Genomic DNA, 24,745 nt, shown 5'->3' with positions numbered 1-24,745 from the left:
GTTTGACCGGGCCGGCCGCCAGCCCGCTCCGCAAGGAGCGGCTCGACCGGTTCCTGTTCTTTTCGCGCGCCGTCAAGTCGCGCACCCTGGCTCAGAAGATCATCGAGACCGGCGCCGTCCGCGTCAATTCGGAGAAGACGGACCGGTCCGACTACAAGATCGGGGCGGGCGACGTGCTGACCATGTCGATCCACGGGCGGATCCTGGTCTGGCGCATCCTCGATCCGGGGACGCGGCGCGGTCCGGCCAGCGAGGCGCAGGGGCTCTACGAGGATTTGTCGCCGCCCGCGCCGCCGCGGGCGGAGCGATCCGCTTATGAGATGGCCATTGCCGAGCGGCCGGCCGGGGCAGGACGCCCGACCAAGAAGCAGCGGCGCGAGACCGACCGCTTGCGGGACGGGGACCCGGATTGAAACCGCCTCGCCCACCGCCGGCAGGAGTCCGGCTTGCGCCATCGCTGCGCCAAACCGTCCTGCTCCATGCCCTTGCGGCGGGGTGGAAAACGGTTTAGCACCGGACCCGTTGAGACCGGCTCCAGCCTGCCCCCCGAGGGCTGGGGCATTCATCGCGGGAACGCCTGCCAAGATGACCTATATCGTCACCGACAATTGTATCGTCTGCAAATATACCGACTGCGTGGAAGTGTGTCCGGTGGACTGTTTCTACGAAGGCGAGAACATGCTGGTGATCCATCCGGACGAGTGCATCGATTGTGGCGTGTGCGAGCCCGAATGCCCGGCCGAGGCGATCAAGCCCGATACCGAAAGCGGGCTGGACGACTGGCTGGATTTGAACCGGAAGTTCGCGTCGATCTGGCCCAATCTCACCGAACGCCGCGATCCCATGCCCGGGGCGCAGGAGCGCGACGGGGAAACTGGGAAGCTGGAGAAATATTTCTCCGAAGCGCCGGGCGAGGGCGACTGAGCCGGGTCCGTCGCTAGCACTTTCCGGGCGCCCGGAAGCAGTTCGCCCTGTCCGCGTCACATTGTGGCGGCGGGCCGGAAGTGTTCGCGCGGGCCTTTGATTCGGAAACTTTGATTCTGCTGAAATTTTGTGCTATGGTCCTTCCATATGCAGTTGAGCCCGTCACCCCAGCCGTGCCGCAAGGCACGATTTTTTTGACATCACATCGAAAGCTGTTTGCCGTTCCGGACAAAGCGGACCCGGGACGGGCATGGGGCTTTACTGCGCATGAGCGCCCGGGTCGGGCGCGCAACGAGTAGGAATGGCAGGTCCTTGCCGCAAGGAACCGGCCATTTGGGGCGTCAACAAGGAGTTCCAGCATATGGTAGCCAAGAAGCAGCAGCAGCGGCTCGGGTTCAAGACGGGCGAATATGTCGTCTATCCCGCCCATGGCGTCGGCGTGATCGTCGCTATCGAGGAGCAGGAAGTCGCTGGTCTTACTCTTGAGCTGTTCGTCATCAGCTTCGAGCAGGACAAGCTGACCCTCCGCGTTCCCGTGGCCAAGGTCAAGTCCGTCGGCATGCGCAAGCTGGCCGAGGACGACGAGGTCAAGAAGGCCCTGGAGACGGTGACCGGCCGCGCCCGCGTCAAGCGCACCATGTGGTCGCGCCGCGCCCAGGAATATGAGGCCAAGATCAATTCGGGCGATCTGATCGCCATTTCCGAGGTGGTCCGCGATCTCTACCGTTCCGAGGAGCAGCCCGAGCAGTCCTATTCGGAGCGCCAGCTCTTCGAGCAGGCCATGGACCGCATGAGCCGCGAGATCGCGTCGGTCAAGAAGCTGACGCTGACCGAGGCCGTGCAGCTCATCGAAAAGCAGCTCGCCAAGAGCCCGCGCCGCTCCAAGGCCGATGCGGCCGAAGCCGAAAGCGACGAGGAAGCGGCGTAAGCGGCTTTCGCGTCGAAATGATGAACGGGCCGGTGGCGACGCCGGCCCGTTTTTTATGGTCACGCCAATGTGAGCGTGACAGCCTGCTGTCGATCTGCTGAGCAGGATGGGCGGAGCCGGGGCCTGTCATGTCGAACCATCTTTTTCTTCTCGTCGCCATCATTGCCGAAGTGATCGCCACCAGCGCCCTCAAGGCGTCGGAGGGATTTTCGCGGCTCGGCCCTTCGGTCCTGGTGATCGTGGGCTATGGTGTGGCGTTTTATTGCCTGTCGCTAACCTTGCGCACCATTCCCGTCGGCGTCGCCTACGCCATCTGGTCGGGCGCCGGCATCGTGCTGGTGTCGCTGATCGGCTTTGCGCTTTACGGGCAGAAGCTGGATGTCTGGGCGCTGACGGGGATCGGCCTCATCGTTGCCGGGGTGCTGGTGATCAACCTGCTGTCGAAATCGGCGGGTCATTGACGACCGCCATCGCCGGACGCGCTCAGCCCTTTTTGAGAATATCCTTCATGCTGACCGTGGCGCTGCCGGGCCGCAGGGGCTTTTGCTGGCTCTCATGGGGTGCCCAGCCGGCGATCCAGACGATTTCGAGCGTGGCGCGGACCCGGCCGTCCGGATCGGCGTCGCGCGCCGCATAAGCCTCGGCCGCGGCCGTGAGCAGGGTGCGGGTGGTGAAGCGCCTCGGGCGGTCGGCGAGCGGATTGGCGGCACCCAGCGCCTTGAGATCCGCCATCAGCGCGAAGGGGCTCGCATAGCGCACGATATGGGTTTCGACATCGGCGACCGGCAGGGCGAAGCCGGCCCGCTGCAGCAGGGCGCCGGCATCGCGCACCTGCGTCATCGGTGCCACGCGGGCCGAGGCCCCCCCCGATATCTGCATGTCGGCGGCAAGGAAGGCCTCGCGCAATTCGGTCAGGCTTTCCCCCCCGACAAAGGCCGCCATCAGCAGGCCGTCCGGCTTCAGCATGCGCCGCAGCCGCGCCAGATGGCCGGGCACGTCATTGACCGCCTGCAGATGCAGCAGCGAGACGATGAGATCCCGATCGCCTTCGGGCAGGGCCGGGAAATCGCTGCCGGAAAACGCTTCCACCCGTTCCGCCTCTACCGATCCGGCTCCGGTGACCAGGGTTCGGGGCAGCGTCGCCGCGTCCGGCCCGATCAGCAGGGCGTCGGAAAAGGCGCGCATATGGGCGCCGAGCCGGTCGCCGAGATCGTCGATGACCAGATCGCGCACGAAATTGCCGCCGTCGCGGCGACGGGCCAGGTTGCGGGCGATCCGGGTCGGATCGAAGATCTGGGGCAGGGCGGACATTGAAGGCTTTCGCCGGGGCCGGGACGGAGGCAATATGCCCTTATGAACAGCGGGGTGGAGGAAGTCAAAGCCGGCATGACACTGGCGCGCCTGGGGCGGGCGCTCGGGCGGCTGGGAATTTTCGCGCTCGACCAGCTCTATCCGCCCGGCTGCGCCGCCTGCAACGCGCCGTTGTCCGCCGAGGACGGTTTGTGCGCCTCCTGCTTCGCAGCGCTGCGGCCCATCAGTGCGCCGCTTTGTCCGGTGCTGGGCATCCCCTTCGACGTCGATCCGGGGCCGGGCGCGGTTTCGGCCGAGGCCTCGGCGGCGCCACCGCCCTTCGCCCGTTTGCGGGCGGCGGTGGCCTATGGTCCGGTGGCCGGGGCGCTGGTGGGGCGGCTCAAATATGGCGACCGGCCGGAGTTGGCGCGGTTCTGCGTGCGCATGATGGCGGCGGCGGGACGGGAGTTCTGGGACGCAGCTCCGGTCCTGGTGCCGGTGCCGCTGCATGCCAGCCGGCAGCGGCTGCGCCGCTACAACCAGGCCATGCTCCTCGCGCGCGAGCTGGGCCGGCTGACCGGGCTGCGCGTCGATCCGCATCTGGTCCGGCGGCACCGCCGCACGCGCCAGCAGGTGGGGCTGTCGGGAGAAGGGCGCCTGCGCAATGTGCGGGGGGCGTTTTCGCTGCATCCGCGTGCGCTCGAGCGCCTGGGCGGGCGGCCGGTCCTTTTGGTGGATGATGTCTATACGACCGGAGCCACGGTGAAGGCAGTGGCGCGTGTCCTGGGGCGCGGCGGCATCGCGGCCCCGGACGTGCTGACCTTCGCCCGCGTTGTCATCGGCGAGGATCTGCCCATATAAGGGCCAACCGCTTCTGTGGAGCCCTGCCGATGGCCAATGTTGAAATCTATACCACCCCCACCTGCCCCTATTGCCATGCCGCCAAGGCGCTGCTGGCCGACAAGGGCGCGGCTTATACCGAGATCAGCGTCGTCGATCCGGTCCTGCGCGAAGCGATGACGGCGCGCGCCCATGGCCGCCGCACGGTGCCGCAGATCTTTGTGGGCGACGTGCATGTGGGCGGCTATGACGACATGGCCGCCCTCGACCGGCAGGGCGGGCTCGATCCGCTGCTGGCCGGCTGATTGCGGGATCGCTGCATGAAGGTCGCCGCCATCCAGATGTGTTCGGGGCTCGATCCCGAGGCCAATCTCGCCGCGCTGGAGCCGCTGCTTTCCGCGGCGGCGGAACAGGGCGCGCGCTATGCGCTTACCCCGGAAGTGACGACCATCTTCCCCGAAAGCCGTGAGCAATTGCGCGCCGTCGCGGCGCCGTTCGAGCGTCATCCGCAACTGGCCCGGATCGCAGAACTGGCGCGGCTGCATAACATGTTCGTGCATGTCGGCTCGCTGCCGGTGCCGCTCGCGGACGGGCGCTTCGCCAATCGCTCCGTGCTGTTCGGGCCGGACGGGGCGCAAGCGGCCTTCTACGACAAGATACATCTGTTCGATGCCGATATCGCCGGCCTCGACGCCTATCGCGAGAGCGCCACCTACCGGGCCGGCGAGCGGGCGGTCACGGCGAAGCTGGACGATTTCACCCTCGGCTTTTCCATCTGCTACGATATGCGCTTTCCGCGCCTTTACAACAGCCTCGCCAATGCGGGCGCGGACCTCCTCGCGGTGCCGGCGGCTTTCACCGTGCCGACCGGAAAGGCGCATTGGCATGTGCTGTTGCGCGCCCGCGCCATCGAGACCGGCTCCTATGTGATCGCGGCGGCGCAGGGCGGGCGCCATCCCAATGGCCGGGCGACCTACGGACACTCGCTGGTGATCGATCCCTGGGGCCGGGTGATCGCCGAACTCGAGCACGACCGGCCCGGCGTGTTGGTGGCCGAGCTCGATCCGGAAGCGGTTCGCGAGGCGCGCCGCCGGGTTCCCGCCCTGGCCAATGCGGCGGAGTTCGCGCCGCCGGCTTTGCAGGGCTGACATTGGTGCCTATATGAGCGAAGACGGAGCGATGGGCCCGTCACGCATGAGACGACGAGAACAGTGATCCAGTATTCGCTTCAATGCTCGAAGGGACACCGCTTCGACGCCTGGTTCAAAAATGCCGCCGCCTATGACGAGCAGCAGGCGCGGGGTATCGTGACTTGCGCCCAATGCGGCGATGCCGAGGTGGCGAAGGCGCCAATGGCCCCCAATGTCGCGCGCACCGACACTCGGCGCGTGCCGCTCTCCGCGGCCCATCCCGACGCCGCCAGGATGCGCGAAATGCTGCGTCTCTACCGCCGCAAGGTAATGGAGGAAGCCGACTATGTGGGCGACCGCTTTGCCGAGGAGGCGCGCAAGATCCATTTCGAGGAAGTGGAAGCGCGCGGCATCTATGGCGAAGCGACGCGCGACGAGGTCGCGGGCCTGCTCGATGACGGCATCGACTTCCTGCCCCTGCCCGATATCGGCGAGGACAACTGATCCCGGCTCAGTTAGATCGCCCTGGTGACGGCAGGCTTTGCCGGCTCGTAGTGGCCCGAAAACGGCACTATGCCACGTGTAGATTTTTTTAGGCCGCGAGAGATCAGGCCGGGCAATGCGATAGTAACTTCATCCCGCCAGAAACGCTGCAACATGGCAAGGACAGGTTCGTTCTTTTCGATATTTTTATAGACCGGTTTACGATGTGGCTCGATGTCGGAGTCACTATTTCCTTGTGAGAACGGGAAACGATCTTGCTGCGCGACAGGTGCCGGGATGAGCTGGAGTGTTTTGATTCCGGTGGCATCAGGGAAGCGTCGCCAAAGGGCGCGGTCGGCAATAATGCCCAGCATTTTTGGAGTGTCGAGGTAAATCTGGGCGGCCTTACGGTTGATTACATATCCGGCTGTTCCCCAAGTGTATCCATGCATGGTATGCGCGGCATATCGGCCGAAATGGGCGCGGGCAGTAACACCAAAATGACAGCGGTCCAGGAAGGTTTCGATACGGAGCAAGTCGCACTTCATCCCAGAGGCGTCTATTGTATTGATCAGCTCTGGCAAGTCATCCGCGACGATAGCGTCATCTTCGAAAATGACAGCGAAATCGGCCTTTGTGGTTAGAAAAGTCTGCAAGGCACGTTTGTGGCTGAGGTTGCAGCACAACTCAAGGTCTATGATGGGATCGGGAGTTTGAAAAGACCGCTTGCAGAATTGTCTCTGCTCTTGCGTCAATTCAGCGGGTTCAACTGCGGGTATGCGAGTAGCGCATAGTGCCAGCTTCTCCAATTGCCTTTCCATCTGTATTCGACGATCGGTCCGCTTATTTAAATTGATATAGTATAAATGTATTATGGCTAAACGGATGGAGACAGGAGAGGACGATCCCAGTAGCAGGGCGGCGGGAGCACCGGGGCCCGTTAAGAAGGCGGCATGACGCCGCCTTTTCGCTTGGACGGATGATCAGTCGTCCAGCCGGCTCAGGTCGCGCACGGCCCCGGTGGCGGCGGAGGTGACGAAGGCGGCGTAGGCCTTGAGGGCGGTGCTCACCTTGCGCTTGCGCGGTTCGGCCGGCTTCCAGCCCAGCTCGTCCTGCGCGGCGCGGCGCTGCTGCAGTTCCGCCTCGCTCACCAGTACGTTGATGGTGCGGTTGGGAATGTCGATCTCGATGATGTCGCCTTCGCGCACGAGGCCGATGGCGCCGCCTTCGGCGGCTTCGGGCGAGACGTGACCGATGGAGAGGCCCGAGGTTCCGCCCGAGAACCGGCCATCGGTCAGCAGGGCGCAGTCGGCCCCCAGCCCCTTCGACTTCAGATAGCTGGTGGGATAGAGCATTTCCTGCATGCCGGGGCCGCCGCGCGGCCCTTCATAGCGGATGACGACCACGTCGCCCTTCTTGACTTGGTTGGACAGGATGGCCTTGACGGTGGCGTCCTGGCTTTCGAAGACGCGGGCCGGGCCGGTGAATTTGAGGATCGATTCGTCGACGCCCGCCGTCTTCACGATGCAGCCATCGAGCGCGATATTGCCCTTGAGCACGGCCAGCCCGCCATCCTTGGAGAAGGGGGTCTCGGGCGAGCGGATGGCACCGCCGGCGCGGTCGGTGTCCAGTTCCTTCCAGCGGTTGGACTGGGAAAAGGCCTGGGTGGTGCGCACGCCGCCGGGGGCGGCCATGTAGAATTGCCGCACGCTTTCGGCATTGGTGCGGGTAATGTCCCATTTGTCGATGGCGTCGCCCATGGTGGCCGAATGCACGGTGGGCTCGACGCGGTTGATCAGCCGTGCCCGGTCGAGCTGACCCAGAATCGACATGATGCCGCCGGCGCGGTGCACGTCCTCGACATGGACATCGGCCTTGGCCGGCGCGACCTTGCACAGCACCGGCACCCGGCGGCTGAGCGCATCGATATCGTCCATGGTGAAATCGACCTCGCCTTCATGGGCGGCGGCCAGGATATGCAACACGGTATTGGTCGAGCCGCCCATGGCGATGTCGAGCGCCATGGCGTTCTCGAAGGCGGCCTTGGTGGCGATGGACCGCGGCAGCACGGAGGCGTCGTCCTGCTCGTAATAGCGGCGGGCCAGGTCGACGATCAGGTGGCCGGCTTCCTGGAACAGGCGCTTGCGGTCCGAATGGGTGGCGAGCGTGGTGCCGTTGCCGGGCAGGCTGAGCCCCAGCGCCTCGGTGAGGCAGTTCATCGAATTGGCGGTGAACATGCCCGAGCAGGAGCCGCAGGTGGGGCAGGCGTTCTGCTCGACCAGCTCCACTTCCTCGTCCGTATAGCCATCGTCGGCAGCCATCACCATGGCGTCGACCAGGTCGAGCGCCTGCATCTGGCCCTTGACCATGGCCTTGCCCGCTTCCATCGGGCCGCCGGAGACGAAGACCACCGGGATGTTGATGCGCATGGCGGCGTTCAGCATGCCGGGCGTGATCTTGTCGCAATTGGAGATGCACACCATGGCGTCGGCGCAATGGGCGTTCACCATGTATTCGACCGAGTCGGCGATGATGTCGCGGCTGGGCAGCGAATAGAGCATGCCGTCATGGCCCATGGCGATGCCGTCATCCACGGCGATGGTGTTGAATTCCTTGGCGACGCCGCCGGCCGTCTCGATCTCGCGGGCCACCAGTTGGCCGAGATCCTTGAGATGCACATGGCCGGGCACGAACTGGGTGAAGGAATTGACCACGGCGATGATGGGCTTGCCGAAATCGCTGTCCTTCATGCCGGTGGCGCGCCACAGGCCACGCGCGCCGGCCATGTTGCGGCCATGGGTGGTGGTACGGGAACGGTAGGCAGGCATCAGATTCTATCCTCGAAACGCCGGTGGGGCCGGTCTTTTGTGTGCGCCCTTCATTAGACGCATTCCAGCGGGGCGGCAACATAAATCAGTACCGTACCGTACGGTACGGCGTGTGAGCGACTGCACTGAACTGCGGCTGTCCTGCGGCGGCGTCAGAACTTGTAGCGGATGCCCAGCGTCACGGCATTGGAGCCATCGATATGGGCGAGGGTGCCGAAGCCGCCGGAGCGATGCTGAATCCGCCCGAAGGCTTCCCATTCGGGCATGGCGTTGTGCGAGACGGCGATTTCGGGAGCGAGATAGAACAAGAGGGCGGCGCTTTCCCCGGCGTCTTCGGTGCGCGTCGTTTCTACCCCGATGGTGTCGGTGACCACGGAAAGCCCGGCGGTGACGGCAGGGGTGATGTTGAAATCGCCCATTTCGAACCGGGTGAGCCGCGCGACGGCGCCACCCCATGCCTCTGCCGATAGCGGGCTGCCCAGGCGCAGACCCAGCCCCGCCTCGAGCCCGAGCTGGAAGCTGCCATAGGAATAGAGGAATTTCTGATAGCCGGCGCCGGCGAAGAAATTGGTCTCGTAATGGTCCTGCCAGACGAAGAAGACATCGCTGAAATAACCATTGGTAAAGGGGCCGCCGAAGACGAAGACGTTCTCGTCGTGGCCGGTGTCCGGCGATTGTGCGGCCGCTGGTGCGATGGTGATCAGGCAGAGGGCGAGAACAGGCAGGATCCGGGTCATTTTTCCGCTCGTTTCCGGACAGAATGCCCGGCCCCCTGATTTGGTTCGCCGCTCATTCCCCTATTGTTATGGTTACCGGTCCGTTAACGAAGCCGCCCGGCGGGGCAATCGTGATCGGGGACGCGGCCGCGGAATCTCGAGGGAACGGGCGCTGCGCCTATGGCGTTTGGTCCATGAAATCCAAGGAGGACGAGATGGACGCCATTCCCGCCACGATCCACGAAGGCATGACTGTCTATGACAGCGCCATGCAGGTCATCGGCACGGTGGAAACCTTCCGCGGCACCGACGAGGCCCCTGGCCGGCCGGAAGTCGACGCCGCCGGTGTCAGCCCGGTGCTCGAGGAAAGGCGGAACGACCTGGTCGGCATTCTGGCCGAGGTTTTCCGCCCCGACGACGAATTGCCGCGCGAAATGCAGGAAAAGGCGTTGCGTGAGGGCTTTGTCCGTCTCGACGCCGACGGGTTGTTCGCCGCGGACCGCTATATCTTCCCCCAGCATATCGATCGGGTGGAAGGCGGCCGCCTGGTGCTGTCAGTACGCCGCGAGGACCTGCTCAAGGCATAGGGACAAGCGCCCGCTCCCTCACGCGGGACGAGCGGCCAGCACCATATAGTTGACCCCCATATCGGGCGAGGCGCGCCATTCGTCGGCGAGCGGATTGAAGCTCACTCCGGTCTGGTCGAGGACGGTGAGGCCGTTGCGCTGCAAGAGCGCGCGGATTTCCTCGGGGGTGAGGAATTTCTTCCAGTCATGGGTGCCGCGCGGCAGCCAGCGCAACACATATTCGGCCCCGATCACGGCCAGCGCCCAGGCCCGCGCGGTGCGGTTGAGCGTGGCGGTGAACATCAGCCCGCCCGGCGCCACGAGGTCGGCGCAGCTCTTCATGTAGAGCGGTACGTTGTCGACATGCTCGACCACTTCCATGTTGAGCACGACGTCGAAGCGTTCCCCCGCCACCACCAGCGCCTCGCTGGTGGTGGCGCGATAGTCGATATCGAGCCCGGATTGCCCGGCATGGGTGCGGGCGATGCCGATATTGCGCTCCGCCGCATCGATCCCGGTGACGCTCGCGCCCAGCCGCGTCAGCGGCTCGCAGAGCAATCCGCCGCCGCATCCCACATCGAGAACGCGCAGGCCTTCGAAGGGCCGGATCGCATTGGCATCGCGGGTGAAATGGCGCGCCATGTGGTCGCGGATATAGCGCAGGCGCACCGGGTTGAACTTGTGCAGCGGCTTGAACTTGCCGGCCGGGTCCCACCATTCCTCGGCCATGGCGGCGAACTTGGCGATCTCGGCGTCGTTGACGGTGGTCTGGGTCATGGCGGGCTCCGTTCCGTTTTATATGACCCGGCGGAAGGGGGGCGGGCAAGTCATTGGCGGTTGCTGGCACAAGGGGACACGGTGGCTTTCACACATTGAGGATGCTCGAGACGCTTGCATTGCCGGCAAGCTCAAATGGCAACCTGGGTTCCGATCTCCACCACTCGTCCGGTTGGGATTCGGAAATACGCGGTAGCATCGGCAGCGCTCCGGGCCAGCATGATGAACAGCCGATCCTGCCAGGTCGGCATGGCGGAACTGGCGGAAGGCTTCAGCGAGCGCCGAGAGAGGAAGAAGGACGTGGTCATGATGTCGAACTTCCATCCCTGCCTGCGGCAAATGGCCAGTGCTATGGGGATGTTCGGATGCTCCTTGAAGCCGAATCTCAGCCGCACCCGCATGAAGTGGTCGTTGAGCCTCTCAATGCTGACCCGTTCGCTGTCGGGCACGGTCGGCTCCTGCGCAGTGATGACGGAGAGCACCACGTTCTGCCGGTGCAAGACCTTGTAGTGCTTCAAGCTATGCATCAGCGCCGTTGGCGTGCTTGAGGGGTCGCCGGTCAGGAATACTGCGGTTCCGTCAACCAGATGCGGCGGCTTCCGGGCCAAATTGTCCACCAGAAAGTCGAGAGGAATTTCGTTTTTGCGGGTCTTGTCAAAGAGCAGTTGCGAGCCGCGCACCCAGGTCCACATTACGATGACGACGGCCAGGGAGACGGCCAGCGATGCCCAGCCGCCATCGAATATCTTTACGATGTTGGACAGGAAGAAGCCGATATCGATAAAGCCGAACAGGGCCGAAAGTGCAATCGCACCCGCCAGCGGCCATTTCCAGATGCGCCTCATGACGATGTAGAGCAGCATGCTCGTCATCAGCATGTTTCCCGTGACGGCAATCCCGTAGGCTGCTGCGAGCTTGCCGGATTCGCCGAAGCCGATGACGAGCAGACCCACAACGATGGCGAGCAGCAGGTTCACGCGCGACAGGTAGATCTGGCCGGGCTGCGTCTCGGAGGTGTGCATGACCGTCTGGCGCGGCAGCATGTTGAGCTGCATGGCCTGGCGGGTCAGCGAGAACGCTCCGGAAATTACCGCCTGGCTGGCGATTACCGTCGCTGCGGTTGCCAGCACGACCATGGGTATCAGTGCCCAGCCGGGGTTCATCTGGAAGAACGGATGATCGACCTTGCCCTCATGGGTGAGGACAAAGGCGCCTTGCCCCGCATAGTTGAGCAGCAGGCAGGGAAAGACGATCGACAGCCAGGCGAGCACGATCGGCCGGCGGCCAAAATGGCCGAGATCTGCATAGAGAGCTTCCGCTCCGGTGACTGCAAGGAAGATCGCACCCACGGTAACGAATGCGACCTCCGGCCGGCTGGTTAGGAGATGAACGGCGTAATAGGGGTTTACCGCGAGCAATATCTCTGGACCGTCGAAGATGTGCACAAGGCCGGACAGGCCGATCGCAAGGAACCAGACCAGCGTTACGGGACCGAACACGATACCGACGCCGCCCGTGCCGAAACGCTGGATGGCGAAGAGTGTGGCGAGAACAGCGAGCGTGATCGGCACGACATATGGGTCTAAGGCAGGCGTCACCACCTTCATGCCCTCGACTGCAGATAGCACTGAAATCGCCGGGGTGATAACCGCATCGCCATAGAACAGCGCCGCACCAAGCATGCCCACCACCAGAACCGGACCTGGCCGGTCCCGCATCGCGCCGCGCGCCAAGGCCATCAGGGACAGTGTGCCGCCCTCGCCGCGGTTATCTGCTCGGAGTACGAAGCAGATATATTTGATCGTGACGATAATGGTGAGCGCCCAGATGATCAGCGAGAGGACACCCAGGACTTCCCCGCGGGAAGCGGCCTCGCCGCCTGAGGACGCGATCAGCGCTTCTCGAAAAGCGTAGATTGGGCTGGTACCGATATCGCCGTAGACCACGCCCAAAGCCGCCAGCATCAGGACTTTGGTATTCTGGACGGGCGCTCCGCCCTCGGCGCCAGACGGCGGAGTGCCCTCGGCCCGCAGGCCGGAATTCATGGGAGCCATGAAAGCCACTCTAGAAAATGGGGCGCCCTCATACGCCTGCAGCAATGCATTGGCAATAGCTGCCTTGTTTCCGAGGAGAGGTTTATGAGGACACCAGAATGGCTTTCGAAGCCATCGTATTTCCATAGATGGCCGAACTTGTCGTTTGGCTTCCTCGTCTGGCTCTCCGCATGGCCATTTGGCCTCGTTTGTGCCGTGAGCAAGTCACCCCCATTGATTGCGCCCCGCCTTTGTGGCATTTCCCGCGCAATGTCAGCGTACCGCCGGGTTCGGCGGAGCAGCGGGGAAGCAAGTGGCCCGTATCGTCGTCAAGTTCGGTGGCACCTCCGTCGCCAATGTCGAGCGCATCCGCCAGGCCGCGCGCCATATCAAGCGCGAGGTGGAGGCGGGCAATGAGGTCGCCGTCGTGGTTTCGGCCATGTCGGGCAAGACCAACGAACTGATCGGCTGGGTCAACGAGGCCAGCGCCCTGCACGATGCGCGCGAATATGACGCCGTAGTCGCCTCGGGCGAGCAGGTGACGGCGGGGCTGATGGCCATCGCGCTCAGCCAGATGGGCGTGCAGGCGCGCTCCTATGCCGGCTGGCAGGTGCCGATCCGCACCGACGATTCACACGGGGCGGCACGGATCGCCGAGATCGATCCCACCGAGCTCGACAGCCGGATGAAGACCGGTTGGGTGCCGGTGATCACCGGGTTTCAGGGCATTTCCCCGCATAATCGGATCACCACGCTGGGGCGCGGCGGTTCGGACACTTCGGCCGTGGCCGTGGCGGCCGCGGTGGGGGCGGATCGCTGCGACATCTATACCGATGTCGACGGGGTCTACACCACCGATCCGCGCATCGTGCCCAGGGCGCAGCGCATGACCAAGATTTCCTTCGAGGAAATGCTGGAAATGGCCTCGCTGGGCGCCAAGGTGCTGATGATCCGCGCGGTGGAGATGGCCATGGCTCACAAGGTGCGCCTGACCGTGCGCTCCAGCTTCGATGACCCGGACGCGCCCCAGATCGCGCCCGATGGCACGCCCGGCGTCCCGGGCACGCTCGTTTGCGATGAGGATGAGATCATGGAAAAGCAGATCGTTTCGGGCGTGACGCTCGCCAAGGCAGAAGCCAAGATCACCCTGCGCGGCGTCAAGGACAAGCCGGGCGTCGCCGCCGCCATTTTCGGCCGGCTGGCCGATGAGGGCATCGTGGTCGACATGATCGTGCAGAACGTCGCCGATGACGGCGCCACCACCGACATCACCTTCACCGTGCCCGACAGCGAATACGACCGCGCGGTCAAGGCGCTGGAGGACAATGGCGGGCGCTTCGAATATGCGCGGCTCAGCGGCTCGAAGGGCGGCGCCAAGGTTTCGGTGGTGGGCGTGGGCATGCGCAGCCATGCGGGCGTCGCCTCCTCCATGTTCAAGGCGCTGGCCGACAAGGGCATCAATATCCAGCTCATCACCACCTCGGAAATCAAGACCTCGGTTCTGATCGAAGAGGAATATGCCGAGCTTGCGGTTCGTTCGCTGCACACCTATTACGGTCTGGACAGACGGGACGCGTGATCCGCCTCCGGGGAGGCCGGGCAGCGTCCTTCCGGACAAGGGGGGCGGCTTTGCGGGCCGCCTTGGCGAGGCGATGGTCACCACCATAGGCGGCCCAAGGGTGCTGCTGCGGCAATTGCGCGAGACGATGGCGGAGCCGCTGGCTTCGCAGGATCGGCTCGACAAGATCGTCAATCTCATCGCCGACAACATGCGGGCCGAGGTGTGCTCGTTCTACGTGCTGCGCGACGATGGCGCGCTGGAGCTGTTCGCCACCCACGGCCTCAAGGCCGAATCGGTGCACATGACCACGCTGCGGCTCGGCGAGGGGCTGGTGGGTCTCATCGCCGCCGAGGCCGAGCCGTTGAGCCTCGATGACGCCACCTCCCATCCGGCCTTCGCCTATCGCCCCGAAACGGGCGAGGAGAAATACAATTCCTTCCTGGGCGTGCCGGTGCTGCGGGCCGGGCAGACGCTGGGGGTGCTGGTGGTGCAGAACGCCGACCGGCGCCATTACGGCGAGGACGAGACCGAGGCCATGCTGACCACGGCCACGATCCTGGCCGAGATGATCGCGACGTCCGATTTCATCAATCTGATCAAGCCGGGCTCGGATATCGACCTGCGGCGGCCGCGCATGTTCAGCGGCGTCAGCTTCACCGACGGCATCGCGCTGGGCACGGTGGTGTTGCACGATCCGCGCGTGGTGGTGAGCAATTTCATCGCCGAGGACACGGAAGCCGAAAAGCAGCGGCTCGACGCGGCGCTTGCCTCCATGCGCGTTTCCATCGACGCCATGCTCGATCACGGCGACATGCAGCCCACCTCCGACCATCGCGAGATCCTCGAGACCTATCGCATGTTCGCCAATGACCGGGGCTGGGTGAAGCGGCTGACCGAGGCGATCGACAACGGGCTGACCGCCGAGGCGGCGGTAGAGCGGGTGCAGAACGACACCCGCGCCCGCATGATGCGCCAGACCGACCCTTATATCCGCGACCGGCTGCACGATCTGGACGATCTGGCCAACCGGCTGTTGCGGGTTCTGACCAATGCCAGCCAGCCCGCGCATCGCGAACTGCCCGACAACGCCATATTGGTGGCGCGCAATATGGGGCCGGCCGAACTGCTCGAATATGACCGCAAGAAGCTGCGCGGCGTGGTGCTCGAGGAGGGCGGCACCACGGCCCATGTCGCCATCGTGGCGCGTTCGCTGGGCATCGTGGCGGTGGGGCAGGCGCAATCCATCGTCTCGATGAGCGAGACGGGCGACGACATCATCATCGACGGGGTCGCCGGACAGGTGCATTTGCGGCCCACCAAGGACGTCGAGCAGACCTATGTGGACAAGGTGCGCGTCAGCGCCCGGCGCCGGGCGCATTATGCCGCGCTCAAGAGCCGGCCCAGCGTGACCCGGGACGGGATCGCGATCACCCTGCTGCACAATTCGGGACTGGTGGCCGACCTGCCCATGCTCGATGATACCGGGGCCGAGGGGGTGGGGCTCTTCCGGACCGAGCTGCAATTCATGATCGCCAGCCGCCTGCCGCGCCTGTCCGAACAGGTAGAGCTCTACGCCGAGGCGATGGAAATCGCCGGCGACAGGCCGGTGGTGTTCCGCCTGCTCGATATCGGCGGCGACAAGGTGGTGCCCTATCTGCGTTCCACCGTCGAGGAAAACCCGGCCATGGGTTACCGCTCCATCCGGCTGGGGCTCGACCGGCCGGGCCTGCTGCGCACCCAGGTGCGGGCGCTGCTGCTGGCGGCGCGGGGGCGGCCGCTCAAGATCCTCGTGCCCATGGTCACCGAAACCTTCGAGTTCCGGCAGACCAAAATGGTCGTCGCCAAGGAAGTGGAGCGGCTCAAGCGCGCCGGCCAGCCCGTGCCCGTCAGCATCGAGATCGGCGCCATGGTGGAAGTTCCTTCGCTGCTGTTCGAGCTCGACCAGTTGCTGCCCGAGGCCGATTTCGTCTCCATCGGCTCGAACGACCTGGTACAGTTCCTCACCGCCGCCGACCGCGCCAATCCGCGCGTCGCCGGCAGTTACGACCCCATCGGCCTGCCGCGGCTGCGCGCCATCCGGCTGGTGGTGGATGCGGCGGCGCGCCATGGTAAGCCGGTCACCATGTGCGGGGAGCTCGCCGGGCGGCCCATCGAGGCGCTGGCGCTGATGGCGATCGGCATGACGCGGCTTTCCATGGGTCCGGCCTCGATCGGCCCGATCAAGGAAATGATCCTCAATCTGGATCTGCGGCCCGTGCGCGAGGCGGTGGCGGCGGCGCTGCGCGACGGCATCGAGGGCATGACCATCCGCGAGCTTCTGGCCCATTGGGTGGAAAAACAACGCCTGCCGCTGGGCTAGCGCGGAACGGGGGAGCGCCTCGGCGCTTGATGTTGGGCGCCGCTGACTTTACACGCACGATCTGACCGCCCGACGAAAGACCGCTTATGCCCGCATTGCCCCAGGACAAGCTCGACGCCCTCGAAACGCGCTTTCAATATATCGAGGCGGCGCTGTCCTCCGGCGTCGCTCCGGACGAGCTGGCGCGGCTCTCCAAGGAGCATTCCGATCTTTCCCAGATCGTCGGCGAGATCGGCGCCTACAAGAAAGCACTGAAGGACCGGGAGGAGGCCGAGGCGTTGCTCAGGGGCGGCGACCGGGAGATCGCCGAAATGGCCCAGGCCGAGATCGAGACGCTGGACGAGCGGATCGAGGAACTGGTCCAATCCATCCGGCTGCTGCTGCTGCCCCGGGACGAGGCGGACGAGAAATCCATCATCCTCGAAATCCGCGGCGGCACCGGCGGGGACGAGGCGGCGCTGTTCGCCGGCGATTTGTTCCGCATGTATGAGCGCTACGCGGCCGGGCATGGCTGGAAGGTCAGCGTGATGGAGGAAAGCCCCGGCGAGGTCGGCGGCTACAAGGAAATCATCGCCAATATCACGGGACGGGGCGTTTATGCCCGGATGAAATATGAATCGGGGGTGCATCGCGTGCAACGCGTGCCCACGACCGAGGGCTCGGGGCGCATCCATACCTCGGCGGCGACCGTGGCGGTGCTGCCCGAGGTCGAGGATATCGATATCGAGATCCGGCCCGAGGATATCCGCGTCGATACGATGCGCGCTTCGGGTGCCGGCGGCCAGCACGTCAACACCACCGATTCGGCGGTGCGCGTCACCCATCTGCCCACCGGCATCGTCGTCACCTCGGCGCTCAAGAGCCAGCATCAGAACCGGGCCCAGGCGCTGGTGGTGCTGCGGGCGCGGCTTTACGAGATGCAGCGCGAGGAGCGCGACAGCGCCCGTTCGGCGGAGCGCAAGGGGCAGGTGGGGTCCGGCGACCGTTCCGAGCGTATCCGCACCTATAATTTCCCCCAGGGGCGCGTCACCGACCACCGCATCAACCTGACCCTCTACAAGCTCGACAAGGTGATGGAGGGGGAGGCGCTGGACGAATTGATCGAGGCGCTGATCACCGAGCACCAGGCGGCGCAACTGGCGGATATGGAGGCCGGCAACTGACCGGCCCGGTCAGTGTCGGCGCGCTCTGGCGCGGCTGGCGCGACGTGCTCGAGCGCCGGGGGGTCGCTACCGCAGCGCTCGATGCCCGCCTCCTGACCGGCCATGTGCTGGGATTCGATGCACTGGCGCTGGCCACGCGCGAGCGGGAGCCGGCGCCGCCCGGGGCGGCGGAGGCGCTCGCCTTCGCGATGCAGCGCCGCCTTGCCGGGGAATCGGTAGCCCGCATCCTGGGGACACGGGAATTTTACGGCCTCGATTTCGCGCTCGGCGCGGCGACGCTCGAGCCGCGTCCCGATACCGAATTGCTGGTCGATCTGGCGCTGCGCATGCTGCCGCCGGGCGGCAGGCTGCTCGATCTGGGCACCGGCACGGGCTGCATCGCCATCGCCGTGCTGGCCCATCGCGGCGACGCCTCGGGTCTTGCCACCGATCTCGAAGAGGCGGCGCTGGCCGTGGCGCGCGGAAATGCCCGGCGCCACGGGGTCGATGACCGGCTGGATTTTGCGCAAGGGAGCTGGTTCGAGGCACTGTCGGGGCCGGAACGGTTCGACCTCATCCTTTCCAATCCGCCCTATATCGCCAGTGCCGTGATCGCGACGCTGGCCGCCGAGGTCAGGGATTTCGACCCCCCTCTGGCGCTCGATGGCGGGGCGGACGGGCTTGAGCCCTACCGGGTCATCGCCGCCGATTCGGCGCGCCACCTGCGCCAGGGCGGCAAGGTGCTGGTGGAGATCGGGCACGATCAGGGCGAGACCGTCCCAGCCCTGTTCGCCGCCCGCGGATTTGCCGATATTGTCGTTCACAAGGACTTGGCGGGGCTTGACCGTGTGGTTCTGGCGCACCAGATAGGAGCCATGAATGCCGACCCGTGACCCTTAAATGCACTTTGTGCTGGTCAAGCGCGGGCGAAGCGGATATTTTGGTCCCGCTGTCAATGGTGCGTCATGAGCGCCGCGGCGACCACACCCGATCATTAGTCGAAGCTGCACTGGCAGCGCGGTTCCGGAGGTCCGGAACGACGCGAAGGGCGGGACGGATTTTTCCAGGGGGGCGCTGCCCGACCGCATTCGGTCTTCATGAAGCCAGTTAGAACCCCGTACGGAGGCGCTGTTTCAGCCGGCGGGGAAGGGGCGGGATCGGACCGATCGTCCGAGTCGCCAAGATGTGACGCTTAACTTTCAGAGTTAGACAAAGCGACCTATGAGACCTAGCAACCAGAACAAGAACCGGCAGCGTGGCCGGAACGGCGGACGCAAGCATGTCAATCCGCTGTCGCGCAATTACGAGAGCAACGGACCGGACGTGAAGGTGCGCGGCAACGCCGCCCATATCGCCGAGAAATATCTCCAGCTCGCCCGGGACGCGCAATCTTCCGGCGATTCGGTGATGGCGGAAAACTATCTGCAGCACGCCGAACATTATTTCCGCATCGTTTCGTCGGCGCAGCAGGCCATGAACGGGCCGCGCGACGGCCAGGGCGGCGAGGACACCGATTTCGACGACGACGTGTCGGACATCAATTCGCGCTTCTCTTCGCCCCCGCCGCCGCAGCCGGCCGCCGTGGAGACCCCGCCCGAAAGCGAAGGCGCGGCTACTGCCGAGGCGCCGGCGCAGCCCACTGCCGAAGAGGCTGCCGCCGAGGGCGAAGGCGAGGGTGAGACGCCCCGCAAGCAGCGCGAGCGCCGTCCGCGCCGCCGCCGCACCGCCGGTGGCGAGGGTGTGGCCGATCCGGCCAATGCCCCGCAGCCGGACGTGCCGGACCTGCCGGCGTTCCTCACCGGCAGCGCTGCCGAGTAACACCGACCATTCCGTCGGGCGCCGGGTTCTCCGGCGGATATCTCAGTCCCGACGCGCCAATTTAAAAGGGCCGGCGACATTTGTGTCGCCGGCCCTTTTGTTTACGTGTCCAGCACCTACATCATGCAGCGAAGGGATGTGCCTGAGGGGCATCCGAAATCGACGCTTCCGCCGTCATGCCGGTGCCTGCGGGGCCGGGTGGCGGGCGAGACAAGGAGAGTTGCATGAATATCGAGAAATATACCGAGCGGGCGCGCGGCTTCATCCAGAGCGCGCAGACCTTCGCACTGGGGCAGGGACATCAGCAATTTTCGCCCATCCACCTGCTCAAGGTGCTGCTCGACGATGATCAGGGCATGGCCAATGGCCTGATCGAGCGCGCCGGGGGCGATCCCAGGGCGGCGCGGGCGGGCGTCGAGGCGGCGCTCAACAAGGTTCCCAAAGTCTCGGGCGATGCCGGTCAGCTCTATCTCGGTCGCGAACTGGCCCGGGTCTTCGATACGGCCGAACAGGCCGCGCAGAAGGCCGGCGACAGCTTCGTCACCGTCGAGCGGCTGCTGCTGGCGCTGGTTATCGAGAAGGACACCGATGCCGGGCGCATTCTGGCGTCCGCCGGCGTGACCGCGCAGGGGCTCAACGCGGCCATCGAGGCGATCCGCAAGGGCCGCACCGCCGATTCGGCCTCCGCCGAAAACGCCTATGATGCGCTCAAGAAATACGCCCGCGATCTCACCGAGGACGTCCGCGAGGGCAAGCTCGACCCGGTGATCGGCCGCGACGAGGAAATCCGTCGTACCATTCAGGTGCTGTCGCGCCGCACCAAGAACAATCCGGTGCTGATCGGCGAGCCCGGCGTGGGCAAGACCGCGATCGCCGAGGGCTTGGCCATCCGCATCGTCAATGGCGACGTGCCCGAATCGCTCAAGAACAAGAGCCTGCTCGCGCTCGACATGGGGGCGCTGATCGCCGGCGCGAAATATCGCGGCGAGTTCGAGGAGCGCCTGAAGGCGGTCCTCAACGAAGTCACCGCCGCCGAGGGGCAGATCATCCTGTTCATCGACGAGATGCATACGCTGGTGGGCGCCGGCAAGAGCGAGGGCGCCATGGACGCCTCCAATCTCTTGAAGCCGGCCCTGGCGCGGGGCGAGCTGCACTGCGTGGGCGCCACGACGCTCGACGAATACAGGAAGCATGTGGAAAAGGACCCGGCGCTGGCCCGCCGCTTCCAGCCCGTCTTCGTCTCCGAGCCGACGGTGGAGGATACCATCTCCATCCTGCGTGGGCTCAAGGAGAAATACGAGCTGCACCACGGTATCCGCATTTCCGATTCGGCGCTGGTGAGCGCGGCGACGCTGTCCAACCGCTACATCACCGACCGCTTCCTGCCCGACAAGGCCATCGACCTCATGGACGAGGCGGCGGCGCGGCTGCGCATGGCCGTCGATAGCAAGCCCGAGGCCCTGGACGAGCTCGACCGGCGTATCATGCAGCTCAAGATCGAGCGCGAGGCGCTGCGGAAGGAAACCGACGAGGGTTCCAGGACCAGGCTCGAACGGCTCGAGCAGGAATTGTCGGACCTCGAGGAGCAGGCTCAGGCCCTCTCGGCCAAGTGGCTGGCGGAAAAGGAACGCCTGCAAGGCTCCACCAGGATCAAGGAAGAGCTCGATGCGGCGCGCAGCCAGCTCGAGATCGCGCAGCGTCAGGGCGACCTCGCCCGGGCGGGCGAGTTGGCCTATGGCGTCATTCCTGAACTGGAAAAGCGTCTCAGTGCCGCCGACGATCCGGATGGCGATGGCAAGCCCGATCCGGTGATGACCCGGGAAACCGTGGAAACCAGCGATATCGCCCAGGTGGTTTCGCGCTGGACCGGCATTCCGGTGGACCGGATGCTGGAAGGCGAGCGCGAGAAGCTGCTGCATATGGAGGCGTCGCTGGGCGCCCGTGTCATCGGCCAGGCCGAGGCGGTGGCCGCCGTGGCCAAGGCGGTGCGGCGTTCGCGCGCCGGATTGCAGGACCCGAACCGGCCCATCGGCTCGTTCATGTTCCTCGGCCCCACCGGCGTGGGCAAGACCGAGCTGACCAAGGCGTTGGCGCAATTCCTCTTCGACGACGAAACCGCCATGGTGCGGCTCGACATGTCCGAATTCATGGAAAAGCACTCGGTCGCCCGGCTGATCGGGGCGCCTCCTGGCTATGTCGGCTATGACGAGGGCGGGGTACTGACCGAGGCGGTGCGGCGCCGGCCCTATCAGGTCGTCTTGTTCGACGAGATCGAAAAAGCGCACCCGGACGTCTTCAACGTGCTGTTGCAGGTGCTGGACGATGGCCGGCTGACCGACGGGCAGGGGCGTACCGTCGACTTCCGCAACACGGTCATCATCCTCACTTCCAATCTGGGTGCCGAATATCTGGTCGAGCTCAAGGATGGCGAACCGGTGGAACTGGTGCGCGGCAAGGTGCTGGATGCGGTCAAGGCGGCGTTCCGGCCCGAATTCCTAAACCGGATCGATGAGATCCTGCTGTTCCACCGGCTGGGCCGGGAGCATATGGGTTCGATCGTCGATATCCAGTTCGGCCGCCTCGAGGCTCTGCTGGAGGAGCGCGACATTGCGCTCGAGCTCACCCCGCGCGCCCGCGAATGGCTGGCGATGGAAGGGTACGATCCGGCCTATGGCGCCCGCCCGCTCAAGCGCGTCATCCAGCGCGAGGTGCAGGACGAACTGGCCGACGAGATCCTCTCGGGCAAGGTCAGCGACGGCAGCCGGGTGGTGGTCGACGCCGATGAGAGCGGCATCGTGCTGCATCCGAAAGAAGCCAGATCAGCCGCTGCGTGATCCCTGAAATAACGTGAACCCGAAAGGGCCGGTCGCAGCACCGGCCCTTTTTTATCTTGCGGCGGCGGGCATGGCGCTTTAGAACATAAAGGGAACAAAATAGGGAGGCCCGCATGGCGGACCGTATCGACTATATCGAATTTCCCTCCAGCGACCGGGCGGCGACCGTCGGCTTTTTCGAGGCGGCCTTTGGCTGGGGGCGGGTGGGCTATGGTCCCGATTACGACGGGATCACCGGCGCCGGCATCGATGGCGGGGTGGACCAGGCCGGTGGCCGGGTGGCGGCAACCATGGCGGTGGTGCGCACCGATGATCTGGACGCGGCCGAGCGCCGGGTGCTTGCTGCCGGCGGCACCATCACTCGGGCGCAGTTCGATTTTCCCGGCGGCCGGCGCTTTCATTGCCGCGAGCCGGGCGGGAACGAGCTGGCCGTGTGGGTGGTGCGGGAAGGATAAAGCGGGAAAACCGCGCCGTCCGGCCGAACGCCCTCAGTTGCTCTGGGCGACGGTGACCGGGGCCGGCTCGCGCGCCATCAAGTCGTTGATCTGGGCGATGGTCTGGTCGAATTCGTCCCGGTAGCGGGGCGGCAGCACATTGTCCTTGGGCAGCTTGACGCTGAGCGGGTCGACCAGATTGCCGTTGATCTTGATCTCGAAATGCAGATGCGGCCCGGTCGATTGGCCGGTGGACCCCACATAGCCGATGAGCTGGCCCTGGCGCACCTGGCTGCCCACGCCCAGCCCGTCGGCATAGCGCGACATGTGGCCATAGGCGGTTTCGTAGCCGTTGACGTGCTGGATCTCGACCTTGTTGCCGTAGCCCGACTGCCATTTGTAATAGCTGATGACGCCGTCGCCGGCTGCATAGATCGGGGTGCCGGTCCTGGCGGCTAGGTCGACACCGGTGTGCAGGCGCCGCGTCTTGAAGATGGGATGGATGCGGTAACCGAAGCGCGAGCGCAGCGTGCCGCCGCCTTCCAGCGGCCGGCGGTTGAGGAAGCGCTTGCCGGTTTCTCCGTCCGGATCATAGAAATCCACCACGCCGTCATCGGTGGAGAAGCGATAGAGCTGCCGCTTGGCGCCGGCCAGGTTGAGGCCGACATAGAGAAGGTCGGCCTCGGTATCGGCGGTGGCGCCGGTCTGCAGGATTTCGATGGTGTCGCCGGCATTGACGCGCTTGGTCATGTCGATGTCGTAGGCGAACATGGCGATAATGCCCTCGATGGTCTGGTCGTCCAGATCGTGCTTGCGGCCGGTTTCCCAGATCGAGCGGTAGATGGTGGGCAGGTTGCCCACATTGATCTGCTCGACGTCCTCGGCGGGGAACTCTACCCAATCCGGCTGCAGGCCCACCACATATTGTCCGTTGTCCGACAGCGCGACGGTGGCGATGTGCCGGTCGCCCGGGGCGCCGTCCGGCCGGTAGATGGACATGCGATAGGGCACGAGGCTGTCGGGGGCGGTGGTCAGCGGCCCATAGAGAATGCGCAGGCGGATGCCGGCGGGCAGGCCGGTGGCGGGAATGAGATTGGCCAGGGTGCTTTCCACCATGGCGACCTGAGCGCGGGTGAAGCCGTTGCGGACCAGCGTGTCGCCGAGCGGGCCGATCTCGCGAACGGTCAGGAAGCGCTCGGTACGACCCGATCCGGCACCCGAGGCCAGAAGCGTCTTGGGCATCACGGTGACGTTCTCGGCGATGCCGGAGAGGGCGCCATCGGGGGCCGTGCCCAGATCGCGCAGGCTGGGCGCGAGCGCGGCATAGGCCAGGGCCGGCGTCGGCGCATCGCTGAAAAAGGTGGCTTCGGCCATGCCGCGCACGAAATCGGCGGCGTTGCGGTCGGAAACGCTGCGCGGCGGCACGAAACCGGCCGGCATGGCGGCCTGGCGCACCGCGACCTCCCCTTCCACGTCGGTGCCATAGACATCGGTGGCGATATCGAGGACCGCGGCGGTCAGCGGGCGGGTCTTGTTGAGGATCGCCACCGGATCGTAGGCGGGCACGTCGGCCGAAAGGGAGGTGGCTGTGGTCGCCAGCGTCGCCCTGATGCGCATGAAGGGCTGGTTGCGGATGATCTCGCGCCCGTCCACGGTCTGGCGGATGGCGGCCTCGATGACCTCGAGGTCGGAGCGGGTGGCAGCGACGGGGCGCAGGCGCGAGGATTTCGAGGTCAGGTCGGTCGCCACCGGCCGGTCGATGCGCGGGGCGGCCAGGTTCAGCGCCTCATAGGCGGTGGAGAAGGTGTCCTGGCCCTGGAAGGATACGTAAAGCGCCGCGCCCATGAGCAGCACGCTGGTGAGCCCGGTCATCACCGTGCCGCTGAGCCAGGCAAAGCTCAGTTCGCGCCCCTGCGGGATCTCGCCATCGGTCGACTGCACGGTCAGGGCGGGGCCGTCCTCGAATCCGGTCGAGCGCAGCAGGGCCACGTGGCGTCGTCTTTGCGTCGCGTTCAACGCTCCATCCTTCGATGTTTCATCGGCACGTTCACGGGTCGGCCGGTGCCGCCGGCAACAACCATA

Annotated in this window: 22 protein-coding genes and 1 pseudogene; 16 read left to right on the top strand and 7 right to left on the bottom strand. The window is 65.3% G+C overall.

Annotation, left to right across the window (positions count from 1 at the left end):
- Positions 1-2 precede the first annotated feature (2 nt).
- The 4 genes from ACFOOL_RS04155 to ACFOOL_RS04140 all read left to right on the top strand — a co-directional run bounded on the left by ACFOOL_RS04155 (position 3) and on the right by ACFOOL_RS04140 (position 2,313).
- Positions 3-413 (top strand): RNA-binding S4 domain-containing protein, encoded by a 411-nt coding sequence (locus ACFOOL_RS04155; RefSeq protein WP_380095117.1) that lies wholly within the window; start codon positions 3-5, stop codon positions 411-413.
- A gap of 172 nt (positions 414-585) precedes the next feature.
- A complete protein-coding gene (fdxA, locus tag ACFOOL_RS04150; protein WP_380095116.1) occupies positions 586-924 on the top strand; it encodes a ferredoxin FdxA in 339 nt (112 codons plus the stop codon).
- Positions 925-1,285: 361 nt separating this feature from the next.
- Positions 1,286-1,852 carry a CarD family transcriptional regulator gene (locus ACFOOL_RS04145; RefSeq protein WP_380095113.1) on the top strand — a complete coding sequence of 189 codons (567 nt, stop codon included), beginning with the start codon at positions 1,286-1,288 and terminating at the stop codon, positions 1,850-1,852.
- Between the two features lie 128 nt (positions 1,853-1,980).
- Positions 1,981-2,313: a DMT family transporter gene (locus ACFOOL_RS04140; protein WP_380095112.1), complete on the top strand. Its 333-nt coding sequence runs from the start codon at positions 1,981-1,983 to the stop codon at positions 2,311-2,313.
- Between the two features lie 22 nt (positions 2,314-2,335).
- On the opposite strand, the gene ACFOOL_RS04135 is transcribed toward ACFOOL_RS04140, so the two are convergent.
- Positions 2,336-3,163: an SAM-dependent methyltransferase gene (locus tag ACFOOL_RS04135; RefSeq protein ID WP_380095110.1), complete on the bottom strand. Its 828-nt coding sequence runs from the start codon at positions 3,161-3,163 to the stop codon at positions 2,336-2,338.
- A gap of 75 nt (positions 3,164-3,238) precedes the next feature.
- Here ACFOOL_RS04135 and ACFOOL_RS04130 point away from each other — a divergent pair, with 75 nt between their 5' ends.
- The 4 genes from ACFOOL_RS04130 to ACFOOL_RS04115 all read left to right on the top strand — a co-directional run bounded on the left by ACFOOL_RS04130 (position 3,239) and on the right by ACFOOL_RS04115 (position 5,616).
- Positions 3,239-4,003: a ComF family protein gene (locus ACFOOL_RS04130; RefSeq protein ID WP_380095107.1), complete on the top strand. Its 765-nt coding sequence runs from the start codon at positions 3,239-3,241 to the stop codon at positions 4,001-4,003.
- A 29-nt stretch (positions 4,004-4,032) separates the two neighbouring features.
- Entirely contained in the window at positions 4,033-4,287 is a 255-nt protein-coding gene (gene grxC, locus ACFOOL_RS04125; protein ID WP_380095106.1) for a glutaredoxin 3, read from the top strand.
- A gap of 15 nt (positions 4,288-4,302) precedes the next feature.
- The gene (locus ACFOOL_RS04120) at positions 4,303-5,130 is read left to right on the top strand and encodes a carbon-nitrogen hydrolase family protein (protein WP_380095103.1); all 828 of its coding nucleotides are present in this window, start codon (positions 4,303-4,305) and stop codon (positions 5,128-5,130) included.
- A 63-nt stretch (positions 5,131-5,193) separates the two neighbouring features.
- A complete protein-coding gene (locus ACFOOL_RS04115) occupies positions 5,194-5,616 on the top strand; it encodes a DUF1178 family protein (protein ID WP_380095101.1) in 423 nt (140 codons plus the stop codon).
- An 11-nt stretch (positions 5,617-5,627) separates the two neighbouring features.
- Here the strand turns inward: ACFOOL_RS04115 and ACFOOL_RS04110 are convergent, their stop codons facing one another.
- From ACFOOL_RS04110 to ACFOOL_RS04100, 3 genes are all read right to left on the bottom strand, one after another.
- Positions 5,628-6,452 carry a glycosyltransferase family 25 protein gene (locus ACFOOL_RS04110; protein ID WP_380095916.1) on the bottom strand — a complete coding sequence of 275 codons (825 nt, stop codon included), beginning with the start codon at positions 6,450-6,452 and terminating at the stop codon, positions 5,628-5,630.
- Positions 6,453-6,578: 126 nt separating this feature from the next.
- Positions 6,579-8,423: a dihydroxy-acid dehydratase gene (gene ilvD, locus ACFOOL_RS04105; RefSeq protein ID WP_380095098.1), complete on the bottom strand. Its 1,845-nt coding sequence runs from the start codon at positions 8,421-8,423 to the stop codon at positions 6,579-6,581.
- Between the two features lie 152 nt (positions 8,424-8,575).
- Positions 8,576-9,160 (bottom strand): hypothetical protein, encoded by a 585-nt coding sequence (locus ACFOOL_RS04100; RefSeq protein WP_380095097.1) that lies wholly within the window; start codon positions 9,158-9,160, stop codon positions 8,576-8,578.
- Positions 9,161-9,333: 173 nt separating this feature from the next.
- Between ACFOOL_RS04100 and ACFOOL_RS04095 the strand changes: the two genes are divergently transcribed.
- Positions 9,334-9,726 (top strand): hypothetical protein, encoded by a 393-nt coding sequence (locus ACFOOL_RS04095; protein WP_380095094.1) that lies wholly within the window; start codon positions 9,334-9,336, stop codon positions 9,724-9,726.
- 18 nt (positions 9,727-9,744) lie between these two features.
- Here ACFOOL_RS04095 and ubiG read toward each other — a convergent pair whose 3' ends face one another.
- Entirely contained in the window at positions 9,745-10,482 is a 738-nt protein-coding gene (gene ubiG, locus ACFOOL_RS04090; RefSeq protein ID WP_380095092.1) for a bifunctional 2-polyprenyl-6-hydroxyphenol methylase/3-demethylubiquinol 3-O-methyltransferase UbiG, read from the bottom strand.
- 131 nt (positions 10,483-10,613) lie between these two features.
- Positions 10,614-12,527 carry a potassium transporter Kup gene (locus ACFOOL_RS04085; protein WP_449240185.1) on the bottom strand — a complete coding sequence of 638 codons (1,914 nt, stop codon included), beginning with the start codon at positions 12,525-12,527 and terminating at the stop codon, positions 10,614-10,616.
- A 301-nt stretch (positions 12,528-12,828) separates the two neighbouring features.
- On the opposite strand from ACFOOL_RS04085, the gene ACFOOL_RS04080 reads away from it, so the two are divergent.
- The 7 genes and pseudogenes from ACFOOL_RS04080 (at position 12,829) to ACFOOL_RS04050 (ending at position 22,684) form a co-directional block, all read left to right on the top strand.
- Complete coding sequence (locus ACFOOL_RS04080) at positions 12,829-14,094, top strand: aspartate kinase (protein WP_380095088.1); 1,266 nt, start codon at positions 12,829-12,831, stop codon at positions 14,092-14,094.
- A 73-nt stretch (positions 14,095-14,167) separates the two neighbouring features.
- On the top strand, positions 14,168-16,435 hold the full coding sequence (gene ptsP, locus ACFOOL_RS04075; RefSeq protein WP_380095085.1) for a phosphoenolpyruvate--protein phosphotransferase: 2,268 nt from the start codon (positions 14,168-14,170) through the stop codon (positions 16,433-16,435).
- Positions 16,436-16,521: 86 nt separating this feature from the next.
- Positions 16,522-17,598, top strand: a complete 1,077-nt coding sequence (gene prfA, locus ACFOOL_RS04070) for a peptide chain release factor 1 (protein ID WP_380095084.1) — start codon at positions 16,522-16,524, stop codon at positions 17,596-17,598.
- On the top strand, positions 17,532-18,470 hold the full coding sequence (gene prmC / locus ACFOOL_RS04065; RefSeq protein WP_380095914.1) for a peptide chain release factor N(5)-glutamine methyltransferase: 939 nt from the start codon (positions 17,532-17,534) through the stop codon (positions 18,468-18,470). The genes prfA and prmC overlap by 67 nt, the downstream gene beginning before the upstream one ends.
- 328 nt (positions 18,471-18,798) lie before the next feature.
- Positions 18,799-19,104, top strand: a pseudogene (locus tag ACFOOL_RS16455) (DUF4167 domain-containing protein); the annotation flags it as partial.
- A gap of 515 nt (positions 19,105-19,619) precedes the next feature.
- The gene (gene clpB / locus ACFOOL_RS04055) at positions 19,620-22,229 is read left to right on the top strand and encodes an ATP-dependent chaperone ClpB (protein ID WP_380095080.1); all 2,610 of its coding nucleotides are present in this window, start codon (positions 19,620-19,622) and stop codon (positions 22,227-22,229) included.
- A gap of 113 nt (positions 22,230-22,342) precedes the next feature.
- Positions 22,343-22,684, top strand: a complete 342-nt coding sequence (locus ACFOOL_RS04050; RefSeq protein WP_380095078.1) for a VOC family protein — start codon at positions 22,343-22,345, stop codon at positions 22,682-22,684.
- A 33-nt stretch (positions 22,685-22,717) separates the two neighbouring features.
- On the opposite strand, the gene ACFOOL_RS04045 is transcribed toward ACFOOL_RS04050, so the two are convergent.
- Positions 22,718-24,679 (bottom strand): M23 family metallopeptidase, encoded by a 1,962-nt coding sequence (locus ACFOOL_RS04045; protein WP_380095075.1) that lies wholly within the window; start codon positions 24,677-24,679, stop codon positions 22,718-22,720.
- Positions 24,680-24,745: the final 66 nt, after the last annotated feature.

The organism is Devosia honganensis (genome assembly GCF_042648785.1).
GTDB classification, from domain to species: domain Bacteria; phylum Pseudomonadota; class Alphaproteobacteria; order Rhizobiales; family Devosiaceae; genus Devosia; species Devosia honganensis.
Note: the sequence above shows the minus strand (reverse complement) of the source record. Positions and strands in the feature narration are given on the sequence as shown.

Bases quoted from the DNA above. Each gene is read 5' to 3' on its own strand.
- fdxA (WP_380095116.1), top strand. From the start codon at position 586: ATGACCTATATCGTCACCGACAATTGTATCGTCTGCAAATATACCGAC.
- ACFOOL_RS04145 (WP_380095113.1), top strand. From the start codon at position 1,286: ATGGTAGCCAAGAAGCAGCAGCAGCGGCTCGGGTTCAAGACGGGCGAA.
- ACFOOL_RS04140 (WP_380095112.1), top strand. From the start codon at position 1,981: ATGTCGAACCATCTTTTTCTTCTCGTCGCCATCATTGCCGAAGTGATC.
- ACFOOL_RS04135 (WP_380095110.1), bottom strand. From the start codon at position 3,163: ATGTCCGCCCTGCCCCAGATCTTCGATCCGACCCGGATCGCCCGCAAC.
- ACFOOL_RS04130 (WP_380095107.1), top strand. From the start codon at position 3,239: ATGACACTGGCGCGCCTGGGGCGGGCGCTCGGGCGGCTGGGAATTTTC.
- grxC (WP_380095106.1), top strand. From the start codon at position 4,033: ATGGCCAATGTTGAAATCTATACCACCCCCACCTGCCCCTATTGCCAT.
- ACFOOL_RS04120 (WP_380095103.1), top strand. From the start codon at position 4,303: ATGAAGGTCGCCGCCATCCAGATGTGTTCGGGGCTCGATCCCGAGGCC.
- ilvD (WP_380095098.1), bottom strand. From the start codon at position 8,423: ATGCCTGCCTACCGTTCCCGTACCACCACCCATGGCCGCAACATGGCC.
- ACFOOL_RS04100 (WP_380095097.1), bottom strand. From the start codon at position 9,160: ATGACCCGGATCCTGCCTGTTCTCGCCCTCTGCCTGATCACCATCGCA.
- ACFOOL_RS04095 (WP_380095094.1), top strand. From the start codon at position 9,334: ATGAAATCCAAGGAGGACGAGATGGACGCCATTCCCGCCACGATCCAC.
- ubiG (WP_380095092.1), bottom strand. From the start codon at position 10,482: ATGACCCAGACCACCGTCAACGACGCCGAGATCGCCAAGTTCGCCGCC.
- ACFOOL_RS04085 (WP_449240185.1), bottom strand. From the start codon at position 12,527: ATGAATTCCGGCCTGCGGGCCGAGGGCACTCCGCCGTCTGGCGCCGAG.
- ptsP (WP_380095085.1), top strand. From the start codon at position 14,168: ATGGTCACCACCATAGGCGGCCCAAGGGTGCTGCTGCGGCAATTGCGC.
- prfA (WP_380095084.1), top strand. From the start codon at position 16,522: ATGCCCGCATTGCCCCAGGACAAGCTCGACGCCCTCGAAACGCGCTTT.
- clpB (WP_380095080.1), top strand. From the start codon at position 19,620: ATGAATATCGAGAAATATACCGAGCGGGCGCGCGGCTTCATCCAGAGC.
- ACFOOL_RS04050 (WP_380095078.1), top strand. From the start codon at position 22,343: ATGGCGGACCGTATCGACTATATCGAATTTCCCTCCAGCGACCGGGCG.